Raw genomic sequence first — 19,399 nt, 5'->3', positions numbered from 1 at the left:
CATGCCCCTGCTCGAAATCGAAAACCTCAGCGTCGAATTCCCCACCTCCCAGGGAACGCTGCGCGCCGTCGACCGCATCGACCTCACCCTGGAGGAGGGCGAGGTGCTCGGCGTGGTCGGTGAATCCGGCTCCGGCAAATCAGTCACCATGCTCGCGCTGATGGGCCTCGTCGGCTATCCCGGCCGCGTCCGCGCCGACAAGCTGCGCTTCGACGGCCGCGACCTCCTGACCATGTCCGCCCGCGAGCGCCGCCAGCTCACAGGCAAGGATGTGGCGATGATCTTCCAGGAGCCGAGCACCAGCCTGAACCCCTGCTTCACCATCGGCTTCCAGCTCGCCGAGACGCTCAGGAAGCACGAGGGCATGGACGGCAAGGCCGCAAAGCGCCGCTCGATCGAGCTGCTCGAGCAGGTTGGCATCCCGGCCCCGGAGAGCCGCCTCAAGGCCTTCCCGCATCAGATGTCCGGCGGCATGAACCAGCGCGTGATGATCGCGATGGCGATCGCCTGCAATCCGCGCCTGCTGATCGCCGACGAGCCGACGACCGCGCTCGACGTCACCATCCAGGCGCAGATCCTCGATCTCCTGATGTCGCTGCAGCGCGAGCGCGGCATGGCGCTCGTCCTCATTACCCACAATATGGGCGTCGTCGCAGAGACGGCACAGCGCATCATGGTGATGTATGCCGGGCAGATCATGGAAGAGCGCAAGGTCGACGCGCTCTTCGCCGATCCGCAGCATCCCTATTCCGCTGCGCTGCTCGCGGCGTTGCCGGAGCGGAGCGAAAACGCGACGCGGCTCGCCACGATCCCCGGCATGGTGCCGGGCCTGAACGACCGGCCGAAGGGCTGCCTGTTCAGCCCGCGCTGCGCCTATGCGACCGAGCATTCGCGCAATGTCCAGCCGGAGCTCAGGAACTGGGCTGACGGGCGCGTACGCTGTCACTATCCGCTCGGCGATCCTCAGCGCGACGCTGATCGCGCCCGCGACGAAGCCGGCCGGGCGAAGGAGGCCGTGCGATGAGCAGCCCCGTCATCGAGGCGCGTGAACTCACGCAGATCTATCCGGTCAAGCAGGGGCTCTTCCGCCCGCCGGCGCAGCTGCAGGCGGTGAACAAGGTGTCCTTCTCGGTCGAGGCAGGCCGGACGCTGGCCGTCGTCGGCGAATCCGGCTGCGGAAAGTCGACGCTTGCCCGCATGGCGACGCTGATCGAGACGCCGACCTCGGGCACGTTGACGCTCGACGGGGTCGATGCCGTCAATCCGCCCGCGAGCGAGCGCAAGCGCCTGCGCCGCACCGTCCAGTTCGTCTTCCAGAACCCTTATGGCTCGCTCAACCCGCGCAAGAAGGTCGGCACGATCCTGGAGGAGCCGCTCAAGATCAACACCGACCTCTCCAAGGCCGAACGTACCGAGAAGGCGCGCGCGATCATGGCCAAGGTCGGCCTGCGGCCGGAGCATTACGCCCGCTATCCGCACATGTTCTCCGGCGGTCAGCGCCAGCGCATCGCGATCGCCCGGGCGCTGATCCTCTCGCCGAAGCTCGTCGTGGCGGACGAGCCGGTCTCGGCGCTGGACATCTCGATTCAGGCGCAGGTGCTGAACCTGCTGGCGGATCTGCAGGAAGAGCTGAAGCTCGCCTATCTCTTCATCTCGCACGACCTCAGCGTCGTCCGTCACATCGCCCATGACGTGATGGTGATGTATCTCGGCAATGCCATCGAGCACGGCCCGAAGGAGCGCATCTACGCCCGGCCGCTGCACCCCTATACGCAGGCGCTGCTCGCCTCGACGCCGCGCGTCGATGCCGGCAAGCGCGAGCGCATCGTGCTGCGCGGCGAACTGCCCTCCCCGCTCAACCCGCCCAAGGGCTGCGTGTTCTCGACGCGCTGCCCCTATGTGACCGATCGCTGCCGGGTGGAGCGCCCGGAGAAGCGCGAGATCGACGGCCGGCAGGTCGCCTGCCACTACGCCGAGGACTTCCTCGCCAAGGCGGCGTGACCGCTGCGCTTCGGCGGCCCTTGCCGAAGCGCAGGCCGACGCGATAGCTCTCGCTGCGCCCGGCATCCGCAGGATGCGGGGCACGGCGAGACGCGAAGCGAGGTCGAGATGTCCATTGCGGCGAAACTGACGGAGCGCTTCCTGCGCTACGTCGCGGTCGAGAGCCAGAGCGACGCGCGGGCGACGAGCCTGCCCTCGACGCCCGGGCAGCAGCGCCTCGCCGCGCTTCTCGCCGAGGAACTCGCCGCCCTCGGCCTCGCCGATATCGTCATCGACGACCACGCCACCGTCACCGCGCGCAAGCCCGGCACACGGCCGGGCGCGCCGCGCATCGGCTTCATCGCCCATCTCGACACCGTCGATGTCGGGCTCTCGCCGGTCATCCGCCCGCAGGTCCTGCGCTTCGAAGGGCAGGATCTGTGCCTCAACCGCGAGCAGGACATCTGGCTGCGCGTCGAGGAGAACCCGCAGATCAAGCCCTGGGTCGGCGCGGACGTCATCGTCGGCGACGGCACCAGCGTGCTCGGCGCCGACAACAAGGCCGCCGTCGCCGCGATCATGACGCTACTCGCCGAGCTTGGCCCCGAAGACGCCCATGGCGACATCCTCGTCGCCTTCGTGCCCGACGAGGAGATCGGCCTGCGCGGCGCCAAGGCTCTCGATCTCACGCGTTTCGCCTGCGACTTCGCCTATACGATCGACGCCTGCGAACTCGGCGAGGTCGTCATCGAGAACTTCAACGCGGCCCAGGGCGAGATCAGCTTCACCGGCGTCAGCGCCCATCCGATTTCGGCCAAGGGCGTGCTGGTCAATCCGCTGCTGATGGCGATGGATTTCATCGCCGAGTTCGACCGCGCCGAGACACCGGAAAACACCGAAGGGCGCGAGGGCTATTTCTGGTTCACCGAGATCGCCGCCGGCCAGAGCGAGGCCAAGCTCAAGGTGATGATCCGCGAGTTCGACAAGGCCCGGTTCGAACAGCGCAAGCGCCGTATCGGCGCGGTCGCGGAGCTGATCGCACAGCGCTATCCGAGGGGACGGGTCTCGTCTGATGTCACCGATACCTACGGCAACATCCATGACAGCCTGGGCGACGACCGCCGCCCGGTCGATCTGCTTTTCGCCGCGCTCGATGCACTGAAGATCGAACCGAAGCTGATCCCGATGCGCGGCGGCACGGATGGGGCAGCGCTGTCGGCGCGCGGGTTGCCGACGCCGAACTTCTTCACCGGCGGCTGCAATTTCCACTCGCGCTTCGAATTCCTGCCCGTTCCGGCTTTCGTGAAGTCCTACGAAACCGCGCGCATGATCTGCCGGCTGGCGGCGGAGCGGGGCTGAAGCCGCGCCCCGCAGCGGAATCGCGCCGCCCGAAGCCGCGCTTAACCATAAGGCGCGAGCTTTCCTGCGGTGTGTCGAATATTTAATAGCCTTGTGGCCTAAGGGTACCGCCCCCCGCCGCAGGTGCTAGACGGAATGACCGAATTCATTAGCAAAATCCTCGACAAGATTTCGGCGACGAGCCTCTTGACGACGGGCTTGCTGCTGCTGACGGCGCTGGTCAGCGCGCTTGTCGCCTATTGGCGGACGGCCGAGCAGAAGAACTTCCGGGAGTTCTTCGATTTCATCTTCCCCAACGAGATCATCACTCACCCCTCGGCGAAGGCGGATCTGCTCTTCTGGGTGACGCGCAAGGCGATCATGCCGTTCCTGATGCTGCCGGCGGGCGTCACCTTCGTCGTCGCCGTCGGCTACGCGACCAACAAGATCCTCGCGACGATCTTCCAGATCGACCCGCCCCTCATTCCGGGGCCGGCCGGGCCGATGACCACCGTGATCTTCACGATCACGATGCTGCTGGCCTATGACATCTCCTATTATCTCTATCATGTCGCGCAGCACCGCTTTCCCATCCTCTGGGAGCTGCACAAGGTCCATCATTCCGCGGAAGTGATGGTGGGCATCACCAAGGACCGCGTCCACCCGCTCGACGAGTTGATGAACCGGGCCTGGGACGGCGTAATCCCGGGCATCTGCTTCGGGATCTGGTCGCTGGTCTCGCTCAACCTCGTCGAACTCACCGTCTTCGGCGTGAACGTCTACATCATGCGCAATATCCTGATGATGGACTTCGTCAGGCACACGCATTTCAAGATCTCGTTCGGCCCGCTCAACAACCTTATCCTGTGTCCGCACTGGCACCAGCTGCATCACAGCGTCGATCCGCGCCACTACGACAAGAATTTCGGCCTGCTGTTCTCGTTCTGGGATCGGCTTTTCGGAACCTTGTGCGTGCCGAAGCCGGATGAGGACTTCAAGTTCGGGCTGATGGAACGCGGCGTCCGTGATTACCAGTCGCTGTCGGGGCTTTATCTGCTGCCGCTGAAACGCATGTGGTATCAGATCCGGCGTCGCCTCGGCCTGCGTCCCGCTCGTCGCACCGAAGCCGAGATCGAGGGAACACAGCAGTGAGCGCCCCAACCGCGCTCGCCGCCGTCGACGGCCGAAAGCTGGAGATCGTCACCTCGCAAGAGCGGCTCACGGCGCTGGCTCCCGCCTGGGATGCGCTGTGGCGGCAAGCCGACAGCCTCGTCTTCCAGAGCCATGGCTGGATCAGCGCCTGGTGGCGGACCACGCCGGGCCGCGACCAGCGCGAGCTGCTGATCGGCCTGGTCTGGAATGGCGAAAACCTCGAGGCCGTGCTGCCTTTCGCCACGATCCGGCGCCGCGGCATCCGCATCCTCGAATGGGCCGCGAAGGAGCATAGCGATTATGGCGACATCCTCGTGGCTCCCGGCTGGAGTCGCGAAGCTGCAGCCGCCCTGTGGCGGGCGATCGCCACCGCCGGCCGCTTCGACATGGCCTATCTCAACCGGCTCGCGCCCGAGGCGGTGGCCCGTCAGATCGTGACGGACGACAACGCAGCCCTTCGCCTGCGCCCGAACCACCGGTGCGAGATCAACTATCGCGTGAGCGGCTCCTGGAACCGTGGCGCGCTCTGGTTCGACCAGCAGTCGAAGAAGACGCGGCAGAATTACCGGCGCGGGCGCAAGTTCATGGAGGAATCAGGGGAGGTCCGCTTCCGGCTGATGGCTCCGGGGGAACCTCTGGAACCAGTGCTGCAGCGCGTCGCCGCCCTCAAGCGCAAATGGCTCGAACGCCACGGCCATGCTTCGGACCTGTTCGACGAAGGCTCGCCGGCTCTCGCCGCGCTCGTGGGCGTGATGGCGAAGCTCGGCATCCTGCGTGTCTTCCTGCTCGAATGCGGCGACAGCATCGTCGCGGTCTCGATCAATCTGGTGCAGCGCGACAGGATGATGGCCTTCGTCACGACTTATGACCCGGACCATGAGCGTGCCTCTCCGGGCATGGTGCTGATGATGGACTACATCCAGTGGTCGATCGACCAGGGCCTGTCGATGGTCGATTTCCTCTGCGGCGGCGAGGATTTCAAGCGGCGCTTCGCCACACAGGCGGTGACGCTGGATTCGGTTTCGGGGGGCCGCACGCTGCTCGGGCGGCTCGCCGTCCTTGCCGACGGCGCCCAGCACGCCATCAGGAATCGGCGAGCGCCGGCACGGGCCGCAGACGAGCCAGAAGCGGCCGGCGAGCCATTGCCGAGCCGTCGATGAATTCGTATCCGCCGGCCCGGTTGAGGCTGTGGATGCGGCGACCGGGCCAGAGAGCACCTGCCTGGATGATGGTCTCGACCTCCTGATCGAAGCCCTCGGGGTCGAGCCGGGTGACGCGGGCAATGCCGAGCGCCTTGCCATAGCCGAACCGACAGTCCTGCACCGGACGCAGCAGAACACCGTCGCGGATGGTCATGTGCCCGGCCGGCCGGGCCGAGGCGATGTCGATCAGCACGGGATTGCGGGGGTGCGGTTTCCAGGGACCGCGGAAATCCGGCGCCGACCAGAGATGCAGCGCATCCGAATGGGAGCCGCCGCCGTCGCGCACCGTGGCAAACAGCCACCAAAGACCGCCGTGCTCGATCAGCGTCGCATCGCTTGCGACCACGCCGTCGATCAGCGTCGCCTCCCTGACCCAGCCGCCGGGGAACGCCGTCGCGCGAAACAGATCCACCCGCGCGGCACCGGAGCTTTCCGGGATCATCCAGACCTGCCCGTCCCGTTCGAAAACGAAGGGATAGGATAGATGGCCGGGCTGCTCGAGCACCGGCTCGGGGCGCCCTGTCGGACCATCCGGCCCGAACTCCACCGCCGAGATGATGCCCTTGCCGGTGGCATGGGGGAAGTCCTCGACGAAGAGCGTGAGGCGCCCCCGATGCAGGATCGGAAACGGATCGGCGTAGAAGCGGGTGCCGTCATCGGGCAGGTCGTGCCAGCCCGTACCGGGATGGCGCTTCAGATCGAACAGATCCGGACCGTCCAGCTTGCGCCAGCCCACCCGCCAGTGCGGGGCATGGAAGCAGCGGCGATAGATGCGATCGACCGCATTCGAGGTCACGGCCCGGACCATGGTCCGGGCGAGGCCGGTCTGGGGCGGGGGCGAAGGCTCGGCTTCGGCAGGCAGCTGCGGCACACGCATGCGGCTGCCTTCGACCGCTGCCACGATGAATGTGATCAAGCGGCTGAGGATATCGTCGAGCTTCGCCAGCAGAATGCGGCCGTGATCGCTGCCCGGCCGCGCTGCGGCGATCCGCGCCCCGTTCTCCGTCAGTTCGACCAAGGGAACGCCACCGGCGAGAAGAGCGGAGACGAGCGCCGCTTCTCCCGCCCGCCCTTCGAAGCGCAGGCTCCAGCGCCGCGTCGATCCGGACGGTTCATCGCTGCCGAGATCGAGAAGCAGGTCGGCTTCGTCGTGCCCCGGCGCGGCAGCCACGGCCGCCGCCTCGGCCGGCGGGGCCGCCGTGAAAAGACCCTCAGGCTGGAGGCCGTGTAGATAGCCCTCCACGCGGAAGAGACCGTCGAGTCGATGCGGGTCGGCTGCGTTCGCTGCCGGCGGAACGACCGAAAGCGCCAGGCCGGGGATAGCCCGCAGCCGCTCGATCAGGACCAGATGCCACCGCCGCAAGGGCGAAGCACCCATGTTCAATCTCAATCTCATATCCAAGCCCAGCCGCATTTCTTGCGGCAACTGCGCCAAAGCAGCCGGCATTCTCCAATACCCGCATTTCGATTTGGTTAGCCCCGCGTGCAAGCCCGCTCATGCGGGCGGCTCGACCGATCGGGGCACTTGTTAAGGAGTTCGTGGCAGTGTCGCGCCTGGAAGCTGCGGCTGGAAGACGCCGCGGCATCGCGTTGCGTTGTCCGAGTAGAGGAATGGCAAGTCTGGCTGCGACCGCTCATCGGCAGGAGGAAACGGTGCAGCCGCCTCCTCAGGAAGCCTTTCGTCGCCGCCCGGATGGCGCCGTCGAGGTCTCCGAGCTCTGGCGCATCCTCTGGCATCGGCGCCTGACGATCCTGGCCGTCGCGGGCGTGCTGGCGGGGCTGGCCCTCGCCTATGGGCTGCTGACGCCTTCGCTCTATACCGCCTCGACGCAGATCCTGATCGACCCGCGCGACCGGAACGTCGTCAGCAATGACGTCAACCCCAATACGGTCTCTCCGGATGGCGGGCTGGCGCAGATCGAAAGCCAGGCCAGTGTCATCCAGTCCACCAGCGTGCTGGCTCGGGCGATCAGGGCAACGAAACTCACCGAGGACACGGAATTCAACGGCGCCGGGCTTCTCAGTCGCCTGCTCGGCCGGATCGCGGCAGATACTCCGGCCCTGGATGGCGCTCTCACACCTGCCGAGGCGCGGACGCTCGCCAGCCTCCGGCGGAAGGTTTCCGTCAGGCGCGCGGACAAGGTCCTGGTGCTGGACGTGGTGGTGACGACGCGCGACGCCGACAAGTCCGCCAAGCTCGCCAACGCTATCGCCGAAGCCTATCTCACCGACCAGGCCGATGCGCGCAGCCGTGCCGCGACGGAGGCGTCCGAGTCGCTGACCGCCAGGCTCGCTGAACAGCGGAAGCGGGTCGAGGCGGCTGAGAACGCCGTCGAGCGCTACCGTGCCGAGAACAATCTCGTCGCAGCGTCCGGGCGCCTCATCAGCGAGCAGCAGCTCAGCGAGATCAGCAATCAGCTGTCGGCCGCCCAGGCACGCACCGCCACCCTCCGGTCCCAGGTCGAGCTGATCGCGCAGCAACGCCGGCGCGGGGCCCTGGCCGGCAACTCCACGGAGGCAATACAGTCTCCGGTCATCGGAAGACTGCGTGAGCAGGAGGCCACGCTGGTTCAGCGCGAAGCCGACCTGCAGAGCCAGTTCGGCCCGCGGCACCCATCGATCGGCGCGGTGCAAAACCAGCTCGTCCACATCCGCCGCCTCATCGCGACGGAGATCGAGCGGGTCGAGCAATCCGTGCGCACCGAATATGAGCGCGCGCTCGGCAATGAGAAGCTCCTCGCCACCAAGCTCGAGACCCTGACGCGCCAGACGCAAGGGGCGGACCAGGCTTCAGTGCGGCTGCGCGAGCTCCAGCGCGATCTCGAAGCGGTCCGTGCCGTCTATGCGACGTTCCTGCTGCGCGCGCAGGAAACACGCGAGCAGGCGACCTTGGACACCACCAACGCCCGCATCATCGGCCGGGCTCAGCCGCCGCTGCAGGCGAGCTGGCCGCCGACGCTTCCGCTTGCAGCGGCAGCGGCCGTCCTCGGCCTGGGACTCGGCGCCGGCCTCGCATTGCTTCGCGAATATGCTGCGCCTCATCTGCTCTCCCGCTCGCAGGCCGAGACCCTGATCGGCGCTCCGGTGATCGGTGTCCTGCGCTCCCGGACGGCCCCCGCGCGCGGTTTCGGCCGGTGGTTCCGGCGCTCGACGGGACGGAAAGCGGATGCGGAAGGCGCGGCGCAACTCGCGCTGCTGCTGCTGTTCAAGCCCACGGATGTGCCGGTCCCGGCCGCACGCAGCGCCCTGCTGATTTCGGCCGAGGCCGATGGCGATGAGCGGGAGCATGCAGCCGACCTGCTCGCCAGCGCAGCGGTCCAGCATGGAGAGCGCGTCCTCCTGGTCGATACGACGACCGAACCAGTCCAGGGCGGCCCTGCCGGGCTCATGGATATTCTGCGGGGCGAATGCAGCTTCGAGGATGCCATTCACTTCAGCGGCGCCAAGGATGTTGCGCTGATGTCAGCCGGCCGCCCGAAAGCTGCAACGCAGAAGGCATTGGCGCGCAGCTATGCGATGCGAATGCTGGCGGATGCCAGCCGTCACTTCGACGTCGTGGTCATCGACGGCGGGCCGCTGGAGCGCAATGTGAAGATCGCGCCGCTGGTCGGCATGGTCGAGGAGATCGTGCTCGTCGCTCGCCTCTACACCACGCGTCAGCAGGAGATCATGCGGGCGGTCGAATCCGCGCGCGTCATGGGTCGCACGGTGACGGCAACGATCCTGATCGACGCCGACGGGCGAGGCTGATGTCTGCCGCCAATCCCACGGCCGACGCCTCGGCCCGTGGGGCACCGGGCTGGGCCCACCTGGATGGGCTGACGCGCTACGGTCTTTTCGTTACCGTCCTGGTGCTGTTCTGCGTGTCGGGCGGCATGCTCTGGCTCGTCGGCTACAATTACGACGGCCTCACCGGCGCCGCCGCCACGAAGATCCATCCCTCGACCTACATGATCGTGCTGCTGTTCGGCTGGAGCCTGATCGGCTGCGGCGATCCGGTCAGCCGCATCATTCATCTCGTCAGCGCTCGGCCGGCGACGCTGTTCATGCTGTTGGTGACGATGGGGACGATCATCGTCACCGTGCTGCGCGACGGGCCGGGCCTCGGCGGCATGGTCGACACCTATGTCGCCGTCTGCCTGCTGGTCCTGTTGCTCGTCGATGCCGACGAGGAGACCATGACGACGCTCACGACGATGCTGCATGTCGTCATGACCCTCAACGCCCTGCTCGCGCTCTTCGAGTTCGTCACGCAGTTCCGGCTCTTTCCCTACCGCTTCGACGGCGCCGTCTTCGAAACCGACACCCGCTCCAGCGCGTTTCACGGCCATCCGCTGGCCAACGCCATGATCACCGCCTGCTATCTGATGGCCCTGATCAGCGGATCACGCTCCCTGCCGCCGGCGGTCCGCGGCGTCCTCATCGCGCTGCAGAGCGCCGCCCTGGTGGTCTTCGGCGGCCGGACCGCGCTTCTGACGTCGCTGGCGTTCGGCCTCTGCTACGGCACGGTACAGCTGTTCGCCCTGCTGCGGAGCGGGCGGATATCGCTCATCGCCGCCGCCATCGGCTGCGTGCTCGTAGCCCTTCTGCCCGTCGCCATCGGCGGGCTGGTGGCGCTTGGTTTCTTCGACGACGTGGCCACGCGCTTCGTCTCCGACGGCGGCAGCGCCAATGCCCGCAAGGAGATGTTCGAGCTGCTGCAGATGTTTTCGATCGGCGACCTCATCGTCGGCCCGGATGTACAGCTCGTCGATACCCTGCGCCGCGTCAACGGGCTCGAATGGGGCATCGAGAACCCGTTCGTGCGCATGACCCTGTATCAAGGGGCGATCATCACCGCGCTCGTGACGCTGGCCTTCGGCCTCTTCATGTACGAGCTGGGGCGCGGACGCTCCGGCGTCTGGCTCCCGATGATCGTCTGGATCATCCTGCTGAACGGCTCGGAGAGCATCGCGACGAAGACGACGATGCCGTCGAAATTCGTCGTCGTGATTCTGTGCCTCTATCGACCGGAAAGGCGCGATTCCGACCGGCTCAATCCGGCATTCTCAGGCCAAGGGCCGCGATCATGGCCGGGTCGAGCCGGCGGCTGACGTCGTCCATCATCCCCATGCTGTCGAACAGATTCCAGAACGCCCAGGGAAAGCCGAGCGCTTCGGCGCCGAGCCTGACGTCACGCACATAGCGGGCGCGATCGTCCGGAGCGGAGGCGACCGTGCCGCCCCCGGAGCGCAGCGCTCCGAACTCGCCCATCAGGATCCGGCCGGGCTGGACGCCCTCGCGCTCCGCCCAGGCACGGACCCGGCGCAGATAGCCATCGATGAAGGGGCGGTCCGGCTGGGCATCGAAATACTCCTTCAGGACACGCTCGGTCTCGCGATAGGCGGCCGCCCCGCTGCCCTGTGCCGGCCCGCCCAGCGCCGCCATTCGGGCACGGACCGCAGCGAGGGTGGCGTCGAGGCTTCCCCGCGCCGCCGGCCAGGGCACGGAGTTGAGCGCCCGGTAGACCGGCTCGCTCATCCAGCGCGCGCCCTGATGCGAGAAGAGGTAGGGCTCGTAGAAGTGAAAGGTGAAGAGCAGCGGCTCATAGAGCGAGAGCTCGCGAACCCGGAGGGGTTCGAGGCCGGCGATCATGCTGCCGCAGGCGCCGGTCGCCAGCAATGTCAGCCCTGGCGCGGCCAGCCGGGCCGAGGCCAGAAGCCGCTTCTGCATCTCTCCCCATTCGGCGGAGCCGCAGGCCTGGAGCGGCTCGTTGACCGGCTCGAAACCGGTCCGCTCCGGATCGATCCGTCCCAACCGCGACGCCAGCTCCGTCACCAGGTCGCGATAGGCCGGAAACGCCGGAGCATCCAAGCTTCCGAACAATCGCGACGGCGTCCAATAATGCGTCGCGGCGTTGGCGTGCAGGTTGACGATCACGGCGAGCCCCTCGCCTTGCGCCAGCGCGACGGCGGCCATCACCTGATCGAGCAATGACTTCCTGGCGGCAGGAGCGCCGGCAAGGAACGGACCGGGGTCCACAGGCAACCGGACGAAGTCGAGGCCGGCACGACGCAGCAGCGCCAAATCCGCCCGCGTCGGAACCTGCCGGTCGAGCTGGAATGGTGGCCAATCATAGTCGGTTCGCGGCGCCGGGTGCTCCCGCGTCAACGAGAACCACGGCCAGAGATTGACGCCGCGCCGGACGCTGAGGGGCCGCGCTGCATGGGCGCGACCGCCACCGATGGTCGCCGTGCCGATTGCACCCGCGAGCAGAGACCGGCGGCTGACCGTCATCCCCGGCGGCTGCCGGTCATTTCGACAGGAGCAAAAGTGGCTTCCGGCTCGAGGCCGAGCAGGGCAAGCGCCTCGCGCTCGTACTGTTCGAGGACGGTCTGCCATTCGAAGCTGGACCGGGCGCGCCCGAGCGCAGCCTGCTTCAGGCGCGCGGCCAGCTCGTCATCGGCCAGAAGCCTCCCGATCGCATTGGAGCAGCTCGCCTCGTCACCGAAGAACAGGCCTGCCTCGCCGGCCGTCCAGCGATTGTAGGGATTGTCATGGGCGATGACCGGGTTCCCTGCCCACAGCGCCTCGACCAGAGAGGGGTTGGTCCCGCCGACCGTATGTCCGTGCAGATAGCCCCGCGCGTGGAAGCGCAAGGCCCTTACCGTCTCGTCATCGTAGATCGCGCCGGGCATGATCACCTCCGGCCCCGCCGCCGCCTTGACCTGGCGATGATAGGCGTTCTCATCAGAGAAATTGCCGAGGACGACGAGGGGCATGCCGCGCCGCTTGGACGAGAAGGCCTCGACGAGCGTGAGGATCGAATTGTCGGGCTCGATCCGGGCGATCGAGATCAGATAGCGGCCGCTCTCCAGCCCGAACCTCGCGAGCGGCTTTGCCGGCGCCATCCTGATGGGCATGCCGCCATAGGGAATCATGACCGTGGCACTGCGCGGACGCCGCGTCGCGAGGTGATCGGCGATGACCGGATGATCGGCCACGAGACGGTTCGAGGACCAGGCCGCGACCCATTCGTTGATCCAGAACCAGCTGCGGACGGGCCAAGACCATTTCGGCCGGCGCCACTCGATCCCGTCCATATTCGTCATGATCTTCCGCCCGGCCAGGCGCAAATAGGGCAGGAAGATCGCGCCATTATATCCCAGGACGAGACTGAGCGCCGGGCGCTGCGCCGCGTGCCGCACGCAATGCCAGTCGAAATCGATGGTCGCGCGCGGCCCCGATGACGACACCTGCGTGCGGATAAGCTCTATGCCCCGCCAGGATTCGCTGTGAAACCGGCGCGTGACGACCGGAACCTCGTCCTGGCAGTACACGCCGACCTGCCAGCCCCGCTCGACCAAAAACAAGGCGAGCTTCTCGGCGAAGGTCTCGAAGCCTCCATGCGCAGCCGGAATCCCCCTTGTTCCGAGGATCAGCAACGAGGGAGCGGTATTTGCCATGATTCTATCCGGAGGCGCGCAAAGCTGCGTGAAGATAGCGCATACCTCCAATAATACCTTGAGTTTCTGGGGTTTATTCTCCTTTTATCGAAGATGGTTAGGACGCGCTTTCCGGCCATGCGGAATCGGTGGAAGCGCGATGGCGGCGTCCTCGAATGGAAATGGATTGTGACGCTGCGTATCGCCTGCATTCATCAGGGCTATGAACTCTACGGCTCGGATCGCGCTTTCGCCGAGAGCGTGGCTGCCTTGCGGCAGGCCTACCCGGCCGCCGATATCGAGGTCGTGCTCCCGCGCGAGGGCCCGATTCTCAGCCTGCTGCAGCCGATCGCCAGCCGGATCGTCATCGAGCCGCTATGGGTCCTGCGCCGCAGGAACCTGCCCAGATTGATGGCCGCGGCCCCGGTCGAGCTGCCTCGCGCCGTGTTGCGCGCGGCCCGGCGCATGCGCCGCTGCGACCTCGTCTACATCAATACCTCGGTCATCGTGGACCATGTCCTCGCCGCGCGGTTCTTTGCCGGCAAGGCAATCCAGCATATCCACGAAATCCCGGAGGGAATGACCCGCACGCTCCTGCGCCGGCTCATCCTCTGGGGCCGGGCGCGGCTGATCTTCAACTCGCAGGCGACGCGCGCCGCCTTCCCGCTCCCGGCCGACCATGTGGCGGACGTCATCTACAATGGCGTGACCGGACCCGCCGATTGGGCACCGACGGATTATGACGGGAAGCGACGGCTGCGTGTCCTCATGCTCGGCCGGATCAACCGCATCAAGGGCCAGGAAATCCTGCTCGCAGCGGTGAGCGCCCTGCCCCCGGATCTGCGAGGCCGCCTTGAGGTGCGGATCGTCGGCAGCGCTTTCGAGGACCCCGCCCTCGAACAGAGCTTGCACGAAGCAGTGACGAGCGCGGGTCTCGACGAGCAGGTCAAGGTCGAGCCTTTCCGCGATGATCCCACGCCGCTTTATCAGTGGGCCGACATCGTCGTGGTGCCGTCCCGTCGCCCGGAGTCGCTTGGCCGCGTCGCGATCGAAGCCATGGCATTCGGCCGGCCTCCGCTCGCCTCGGCGATCGGGGGCCTGCAGGAGGTGGTGGTGGACGGTTTGACCGGCCGGCTATTGCCGCCTGGCGACCCCAACGCTCTCGCCGAAGCGCTGAAACAGGTGATCCTCGCGCCGGAGATGCTCGCCCCCATGGCGCATGCGGGCCGCGAACGCTTCTCCGCACTGTTCAGCGATCGGGCCGTCGCCCGCGCCATCGGTGCGGTTGTCGAGGACATGCTCTCCCGCGGCCGGCAGGGGCAGCAATGAATTTCGAATCCCTGCGCCGCCTGATCCTGAAGCTCGTCGTCATGGTCGGCGGCGAGGCGCTGCAAAGCGCGTTTCACCTCGCCCTCAACCTCGTCCTGCTGCACTCCGTATCCGCGTGGGATTACGGCGTCTTCGCGCTGGTCATGGTGGTCGGCGGCATCGGCCTGACCTATATCCGCGCGCTCACGGCTCTGCCGGCGAGCATCTTCATCGCCCGCAGCCACAGCGTCGCCGCGGCCGGGGCCTTTGAGATCACCTTCGGCTCGGCGGCCGCGCTGCTGTCGGCGCTGCTCGGCGTCGGCGTCGCCTGCGCCCTGAGCGGCTGGCTTCCCGAAGGGGCCTTCGGCGGCGGCGCCTTCGTCGCTCTGTGGACCGCACGCGCGCATATCCGCACTGTCTTCTTCGCCCGCAATCGGCAAATGCTGGTCAGCGCCAGCGACCTGACGTTCACGATCAGTGGCTCCCTCGGCGCCGCATGGGTGGTGTGGAACGGCACCCATATCCTGCAACACACGTTTCTGGTCATGATGACGGCAAACGCGCTCGGCATCGCCGTGATGCTCGCGTCCGGCCGGCGGCCCATACGGTTGAGCTTCGGCACACATGTCTGGCGGCGCTATCGCAAACTCTGGCGAGACCTGAAATGGTCGCTGCTGAGCGTGACCATCACCAACCTCCAGGGCCAGGGCATGGCACTGCTGGTCGCCACGATCGCGGGGCCTGCAGCCTATGCGCCGATCGCGGCGGCGCTCGTCAATTTCGTGCCGCTGCGCATCGTCTCCACCGCCTTCGCCAACATGATGCATCCGGAGATGACGGCGCTCATGGCACATCGCGACTCCGCGAAGGTCGGGCGGTTGCTGCGCTACTGGCCGATACCGCTGGCTGCCCTCGGCGTCGTCTACGGGATCGTCATTCTGCTCGCGCTCCCGCTCATCCTGCCGGAAAGCCTCGAGGACACCCGCTTCTTCAAGATATCGGTGATGGCCTGGGTCATGAGCGGCATGCCAATGCTCTATGTCATGCCCCGCATCTGGCTCGAGATCGCCCAGGATTTCCGCTCGATCGCGATCCTCTCGGCGATAGCCGCCGCCATCGGCATGCTGGTGGTGCTGGTCCTGCTGCTGACGGCCGCTCCCTCCTGGGTGCTTCTCGGCGGAGCGCTGTCGGAGGTCATCGTCCTCATCGGCAGCTGGGCCGTTGTCTGGCCGAGGCAGCGCGCCGCCGAGAAGGCGGCGCCGTCCGCCGCCCGAGCCGGCTGACCGACGACCGCGGTTGGCGCCCTTACGACCAGGCGGCTTCCGCCGTCATGCAGAGCGTGCCGTTCTGCTTGGCGGTCCAGAGCTTCAATCGGCCCCCCTCCTCCGCCGCGTGCAAGGCGAAGGCATCGTCATCGAAAAGCGGCGACAGCCCCCGGAAGCTGAAACGGCGCGGCGGGGCTCCGCGTAATTCGGTGGCGTAGTTGCAGAGCAGGGCCGCCTGCATCGGGCCATGGACGATGAGACCGGGATAGCCCTCGACCTCCATGACATAGCGGCGGTCATAGTGAATGCGATGGCCGTTGAACGTCAGGGCGGAATAACGAAACAGCAGCGGCGCCTCGGCCCTCATAGGCCGATGGTGAGCGCCCTGCTCGGCAGAGGGTGGCTGCTTTGTCGTGCCCGCGGCGCCGTCGAGATCGCGATAGACGATGTCCTGTCGCTCCTCCAGCACGAGCGCTCCATTCGCCTCGACGCGATGCTCCACGGTGACGAAGCAGAGCGGCCCGGTGCGCCCTTCCTTAAGCACGACGTCGGCAATGCGGGAGATACGCCTGACGACATCCCCCACTCTGAGATCGCCGGAAAAGGAGAATGCGCCCCCGGCCCACATCCGGCGAGGCAACGGCACGGGCGGCAGAAAGCCCCCCCCGAGCGGGGTGGCCATCGGGGCCGAGCGCGCCGGTCGGAGCCGCCGGCTGCGCGAGGCAGAAATGGATCAGCCTCGGCACCACTTCGCCGGGCTTCGGCGCCTCGCCCGGATCATCGAATGTCGCGTGATACTTCCGCGCCAGATCCTCGCTGACGATGTCGACGCCGATATCCTCGTTGCCGATCCAGCCGCGCAGGTGATCGATGTCGAGTGCGGACCTATCGGAAGCAGCCATCAGTAAGACCTCGGCATGCCCAGCACGTGCTCGGCGAGATAGGAGAGGATCAGGTTCGTGGAGATCGGCGCGACCTGATAGAGCCGCGTCTCGCGGAATTTGCGCTCGATGTCGTATTCCTCGGCAAAGCCGAAGCCGCCATGAGTCTGGATGCAGGCATTGGCCGCCTCGAAGGACGCGTCCGCCGCCAGCATCTTGGCCATGTTGGCCTCTGCACCCGGATTGGCGCCGGCCTCATAGAGCCGGATCGCCTCGCGCACCATCAGTTCGGCGGCGCGCATATTGGCGTAGGCCTTGGCGATCGGGAACTGGATACCCTGGTTCTGGCCGATCGGCCGGCCGAAGACATGGCGTTCCCTGGCATAGTTCGATGCCTTGTCGATGAACCACTTGGCATCGCCGACGCACTCGGCCGCGATCAGGATGCGCTCGGCGTTCATGCCGGAGAGGATGTAGCGGAAGCCCTTGCCCTCTTCGCCGACGAGATTCTGCGCCGGCACCTTCACATTGTCGAAGAAGACTTCGGTGGTGGCGTGGTTCATCATCGTGCGGATCGGCCGGACGGTCAGCCCGTCCTTCAGCGCCTCGCGCATGTCGAGGATGAAGACCGAGAGCCCGTCGGTGCGCTTGGCGACCTGGTCGCGCGGCGTGGTGCGGGCGAGCAGCAGCATCAGGTCGGACTGCGCCGCGCGGCTCGTCCAGATCTTCTGGCCGTTGATAATGTAATGGTCGCCCTCGCGGCGAGCGGTGGTGCGCAGCGCCGTGGTGTCGGTGCCGCTGGTCGGCTCAGTGACCCCGAAAGCCTGGAGCCTGAGCTCGCCCGAGGCGATCTTCGGCAAATAGCGCTGCTTTTGGTCCTCGGTGCCGTGACGCAGCACCGTGCCCATCACATACATCTGGGCGTGACAGGCGGCGCCGTTGCAGCCCTGTCGCTGGATCTCCTCCATGATCACGGCGGCGGCCGAGAGCGGCAGGCCGGCGCCGCCATATTCCTCGGGGATCAGCGCCGAGAGGAAGCCGCTTTCCGTCAGCGCCGTGACGAACGCGGCCGGATAGGCCATCTCACGGTCGAGCTTGCGCCAGTACTCGCCGGGGAAATCCGCGCACAACCTGGCAACCGCATCGCGAATGTCGGCGTGGTCGGAAGCATGCTGCATAGCGGCCTCGAAGCTGCCGGACGCCTCGCGGCGTCCCGATCCCTTCGTGGTTAGACCTCCACAGACCGATGAGAAAGAGCGTCCGTGGAGGGTAAGGCCTGCATCATCAACAGCCGGCGTGCGGGTCGCTTCATTCTCAGCGGCCGGACGGCGCTCCCGCCTCGAACGGCGCGGTCACGGCCTCGCCCGTGGCTTGTCCGGCATCCCCGACAGACCGACCGACCTGCTCGATCGTGTCGTTGAAATTCCGGCGCGTGTGCGGGTCGACGACGGCGATCGGCGCCGAGATCGCGAGGCCGGCTGCCGTGCCGACGGCCGCCGCGGTGCCGGCGGTCACCTGCATCAGGCGCTCGCCCAGGCCGACCCGCGAATCCGTGATCGGCTGCCCCTCGACCAGCCGGGAGCCGATCAGTTGTACGACTTCCGGGCTCTCGGCGAACTTGCCATGGTTCAGGCTGTCGCCGGAGCGCAGTTTTGTCAGGTTGAGCACGGTGATGCCGGTCTGCGCGAGCTCCGTCCGATAGGGCTCGACATCGGGATCGATCGCGCCCAGCCTTGCCGTGCTGCCCCAGACGCGCCGCGAGACCGCAAGGGCCCTGTCATCCTGCGAGACGAACACAGTGAAGCGCGGCAGCTTGCCGTGGATGTCGGAGATCTGGCTGCGGAAGACATCGACGTCGACATCCGGCGCGGCGAGCATGACATTGGCGATTTTCGGCGGGATGCTGCCGTTGCGGATCGCCATCTGCCGCAGCGCCTCCATCGTCACCCAGTTCCCCATCGAGTGGGCGAGGATCGAGACCTCGCCGACAGCCGGATCGCGCGCGAGATCCTGCAGCAGGTTCTCGAGCGACGTGCGGGAATAATTGCCGCTCTCGCGATCATAGCCATAGGCGAAGATCGAGCCGCGCGACGGCCAGGTGAAAAGAATCGGCACGACGTTGGCGTTGGAGTCGTGCACGATCTGCGCGAAGCGATAAACCGCGTCCTCGAAGCGATTGTTGAAGCCGTGGATGAAGACCATCACCCGGCGCTTGGGCACCTTGACCACGGCCTTGTGGAAGCGTGACACCGCCTGGGCGCGGTCGAGCTTCTCGACCTTGAGCGTGACGAATTCCGTCTCCGGATCGCCGGGCAGGCGGCTCGGCCATTGCACCTCGCCGACCTTGCGGCGGGTCCCCGGCGGCAGGGAGACAGTGATCTCGGCGAAGGCGGGCTTGCCGCGCTCGCCCGAGAACAGAACGCCGGCATCCTCGTCGGGCGCGCGGGTCGTCGCCACCAGCATGGTGACCTTGCTCGTATCCGTAGCGGACGAGCTCACGGGCAGAAGCACGCCCTTCACATCCCCGGCGCAGCCCGCGAGCAACAAGGCGGTGGCTCCTGCCCAGAAAGACCGGAGCCCGACCTTGTGAAGTAACGCAATACGCATCCCCGCCCCCGACAACGACGCCACTTTGTCCCGACATCGCTTTATCATGCGGGAATGATGCTGAGCTGTGACAGCCAGCCCCGAACTAGGCAGCGTTCCTGCCGAGCGGTCAAGCGGAGAGCTCGGGGCTTTGGCTGTTTGCCTGGTTTTCGGGGTGGATCTTTGTGAGCAGGTGGCGCTTGCGCTCTGAACGATCGAAAGCCCGCCTTTTGAGGGGCGGGCTTTTGATTTGGTTGCGTTGC

At 66.6% G+C, this 19,399-nt stretch carries 14 protein-coding genes and 1 pseudogene; 9 read left to right on the top strand and 6 right to left on the bottom strand.

Translation table 11 applies throughout. The features are described 5' to 3' along the window. Window position 1: 1 nt before the first annotated feature. From AB4Z10_RS28395 to AB4Z10_RS28375, 5 genes are all read left to right on the top strand, one after another. On the top strand, window positions 2-1,024 hold the full coding sequence (locus AB4Z10_RS28395) for an ABC transporter ATP-binding protein (RefSeq protein WP_441473751.1): 1,023 nt from the start codon (window positions 2-4) through the stop codon (window positions 1,022-1,024). Next, window positions 1,021-2,001 carry a peptide ABC transporter ATP-binding protein gene (locus AB4Z10_RS28390; RefSeq protein ID WP_441473750.1) on the top strand — a complete coding sequence of 327 codons (981 nt, stop codon included), beginning with the start codon at window positions 1,021-1,023 and terminating at the stop codon, window positions 1,999-2,001. The genes AB4Z10_RS28395 and AB4Z10_RS28390 overlap by 4 nt, the downstream gene beginning before the upstream one ends. 108 nt (window positions 2,002-2,109) lie before the next feature. Continuing rightward, window positions 2,110-3,339, top strand: a complete 1,230-nt coding sequence (pepT, locus tag AB4Z10_RS28385) for a peptidase T (RefSeq protein ID WP_441473749.1) — start codon at window positions 2,110-2,112, stop codon at window positions 3,337-3,339. A gap of 135 nt (window positions 3,340-3,474) precedes the next feature. After that, window positions 3,475-4,470, top strand: coding sequence for a sterol desaturase family protein (locus AB4Z10_RS28380; protein WP_441473748.1), 996 nt, complete (start codon window positions 3,475-3,477; stop codon window positions 4,468-4,470). Next, window positions 4,467-5,630: a GNAT family N-acetyltransferase gene (locus AB4Z10_RS28375; RefSeq protein ID WP_441473747.1), complete on the top strand. Its 1,164-nt coding sequence runs from the start codon at window positions 4,467-4,469 to the stop codon at window positions 5,628-5,630. Before AB4Z10_RS28380 ends, AB4Z10_RS28375 begins: the two co-directional genes overlap by 4 nt. Here the strand turns inward: AB4Z10_RS28375 and AB4Z10_RS28370 are convergent. Beyond that, window positions 5,554-7,050 (bottom strand): glucosamine inositolphosphorylceramide transferase family protein, encoded by a 1,497-nt coding sequence (locus tag AB4Z10_RS28370; RefSeq protein ID WP_441473746.1) that lies wholly within the window; start codon window positions 7,048-7,050, stop codon window positions 5,554-5,556. The two genes, AB4Z10_RS28375 and AB4Z10_RS28370, sit on opposite strands and share 77 nt — an antisense overlap. A gap of 275 nt (window positions 7,051-7,325) precedes the next feature. Here AB4Z10_RS28370 and AB4Z10_RS28365 point away from each other — a divergent pair, with 275 nt between their 5' ends. Both AB4Z10_RS28365 and AB4Z10_RS28360 read left to right on the top strand, forming a co-directional pair. Then, window positions 7,326-9,422: a GumC family protein gene (locus AB4Z10_RS28365; RefSeq protein WP_441473745.1), complete on the top strand. Its 2,097-nt coding sequence runs from the start codon at window positions 7,326-7,328 to the stop codon at window positions 9,420-9,422. After that, complete coding sequence (locus tag AB4Z10_RS28360) at window positions 9,422-10,765, top strand: VpsF family polysaccharide biosynthesis protein (RefSeq protein WP_441473744.1); 1,344 nt, start codon at window positions 9,422-9,424, stop codon at window positions 10,763-10,765. Before AB4Z10_RS28365 ends, AB4Z10_RS28360 begins: the two co-directional genes overlap by 1 nt. On the opposite strand, the gene AB4Z10_RS28355 is transcribed toward AB4Z10_RS28360, so the two are convergent. Beyond that, on the bottom strand, window positions 10,707-11,948 hold the full coding sequence (locus AB4Z10_RS28355) for a glycoside hydrolase family 5 protein (RefSeq protein WP_441473743.1): 1,242 nt from the start codon (window positions 11,946-11,948) through the stop codon (window positions 10,707-10,709). The two genes, AB4Z10_RS28360 and AB4Z10_RS28355, sit on opposite strands and share 59 nt — an antisense overlap. After that, window positions 11,945-13,117, bottom strand: coding sequence for a DUF1972 domain-containing protein (locus AB4Z10_RS28350; protein WP_441473742.1), 1,173 nt, complete (start codon window positions 13,115-13,117; stop codon window positions 11,945-11,947). The genes AB4Z10_RS28355 and AB4Z10_RS28350 overlap by 4 nt, the downstream gene beginning before the upstream one ends. Before the next feature lie 168 nt (window positions 13,118-13,285). Between AB4Z10_RS28350 and AB4Z10_RS28345 the strand changes: the two genes are divergently transcribed. Continuing rightward, entirely contained in the window at window positions 13,286-14,425 is a 1,140-nt protein-coding gene (locus tag AB4Z10_RS28345; RefSeq protein WP_441473741.1) for a glycosyltransferase family 4 protein, read from the top strand. After that, window positions 14,422-15,687 (top strand): hypothetical protein, encoded by a 1,266-nt coding sequence (locus AB4Z10_RS28340; RefSeq protein WP_441473740.1) that lies wholly within the window; start codon window positions 14,422-14,424, stop codon window positions 15,685-15,687. Before AB4Z10_RS28345 ends, AB4Z10_RS28340 begins: the two co-directional genes overlap by 4 nt. Before the next feature lie 22 nt (window positions 15,688-15,709). Here the strand turns inward: AB4Z10_RS28340 and AB4Z10_RS28335 are convergent. From AB4Z10_RS28335 to AB4Z10_RS28325, 3 genes and pseudogenes are all read right to left on the bottom strand, one after another. Then, a pseudogene (locus AB4Z10_RS28335) lies at window positions 15,710-16,571 on the bottom strand (HTD2 family dehydratase). Beyond that, complete coding sequence (locus AB4Z10_RS28330) at window positions 16,571-17,728, bottom strand: acyl-CoA dehydrogenase family protein (protein WP_441473739.1); 1,158 nt, start codon at window positions 17,726-17,728, stop codon at window positions 16,571-16,573. The pseudogene AB4Z10_RS28335 and the gene AB4Z10_RS28330 overlap by 1 nt, the downstream one beginning before the upstream one ends. Before the next feature lie 136 nt (window positions 17,729-17,864). Continuing rightward, window positions 17,865-19,097 (bottom strand): alpha/beta hydrolase, encoded by a 1,233-nt coding sequence (locus AB4Z10_RS28325; RefSeq protein ID WP_441473738.1) that lies wholly within the window; start codon window positions 19,095-19,097, stop codon window positions 17,865-17,867. Window positions 19,098-19,399 lie beyond the last annotated feature (302 nt).

It is taken from the genome of Allobosea sp. RAF48 (assembly GCF_052114025.1).
Lineage (GTDB): Bacteria > Pseudomonadota > Alphaproteobacteria > Rhizobiales > Beijerinckiaceae > Allobosea.
The sequence above is the reverse complement of the archived record's forward strand: the minus strand, read 5'-3'. Positions and strand labels throughout refer to the sequence as shown.

Excerpts from the sequence above, each read along its gene's own strand:
- AB4Z10_RS28395 (WP_441473751.1), top strand. The coding sequence starts at position 2 with ATGCCCCTGCTCGAAATCGAAAACCTCAGCGTCGAATTCCCCACCTCC.
- AB4Z10_RS28390 (WP_441473750.1), top strand. The coding sequence starts at position 1,021 with ATGAGCAGCCCCGTCATCGAGGCGCGTGAACTCACGCAGATCTATCCG.
- pepT (WP_441473749.1), top strand. The coding sequence starts at position 2,110 with ATGTCCATTGCGGCGAAACTGACGGAGCGCTTCCTGCGCTACGTCGCG.
- AB4Z10_RS28380 (WP_441473748.1), top strand. The coding sequence starts at position 3,475 with ATGACCGAATTCATTAGCAAAATCCTCGACAAGATTTCGGCGACGAGC.
- AB4Z10_RS28370 (WP_441473746.1), bottom strand. The coding sequence starts at position 7,050 with ATGGGTGCTTCGCCCTTGCGGCGGTGGCATCTGGTCCTGATCGAGCGG.
- AB4Z10_RS28360 (WP_441473744.1), top strand. The coding sequence starts at position 9,422 with ATGTCTGCCGCCAATCCCACGGCCGACGCCTCGGCCCGTGGGGCACCG.
- AB4Z10_RS28355 (WP_441473743.1), bottom strand. The coding sequence starts at position 11,948 with ATGACGGTCAGCCGCCGGTCTCTGCTCGCGGGTGCAATCGGCACGGCG.
- AB4Z10_RS28350 (WP_441473742.1), bottom strand. The coding sequence starts at position 13,117 with ATGGCAAATACCGCTCCCTCGTTGCTGATCCTCGGAACAAGGGGGATT.
- AB4Z10_RS28340 (WP_441473740.1), top strand. The coding sequence starts at position 14,422 with ATGAATTTCGAATCCCTGCGCCGCCTGATCCTGAAGCTCGTCGTCATG.
- AB4Z10_RS28330 (WP_441473739.1), bottom strand. The coding sequence starts at position 17,728 with ATGCAGCATGCTTCCGACCACGCCGACATTCGCGATGCGGTTGCCAGG.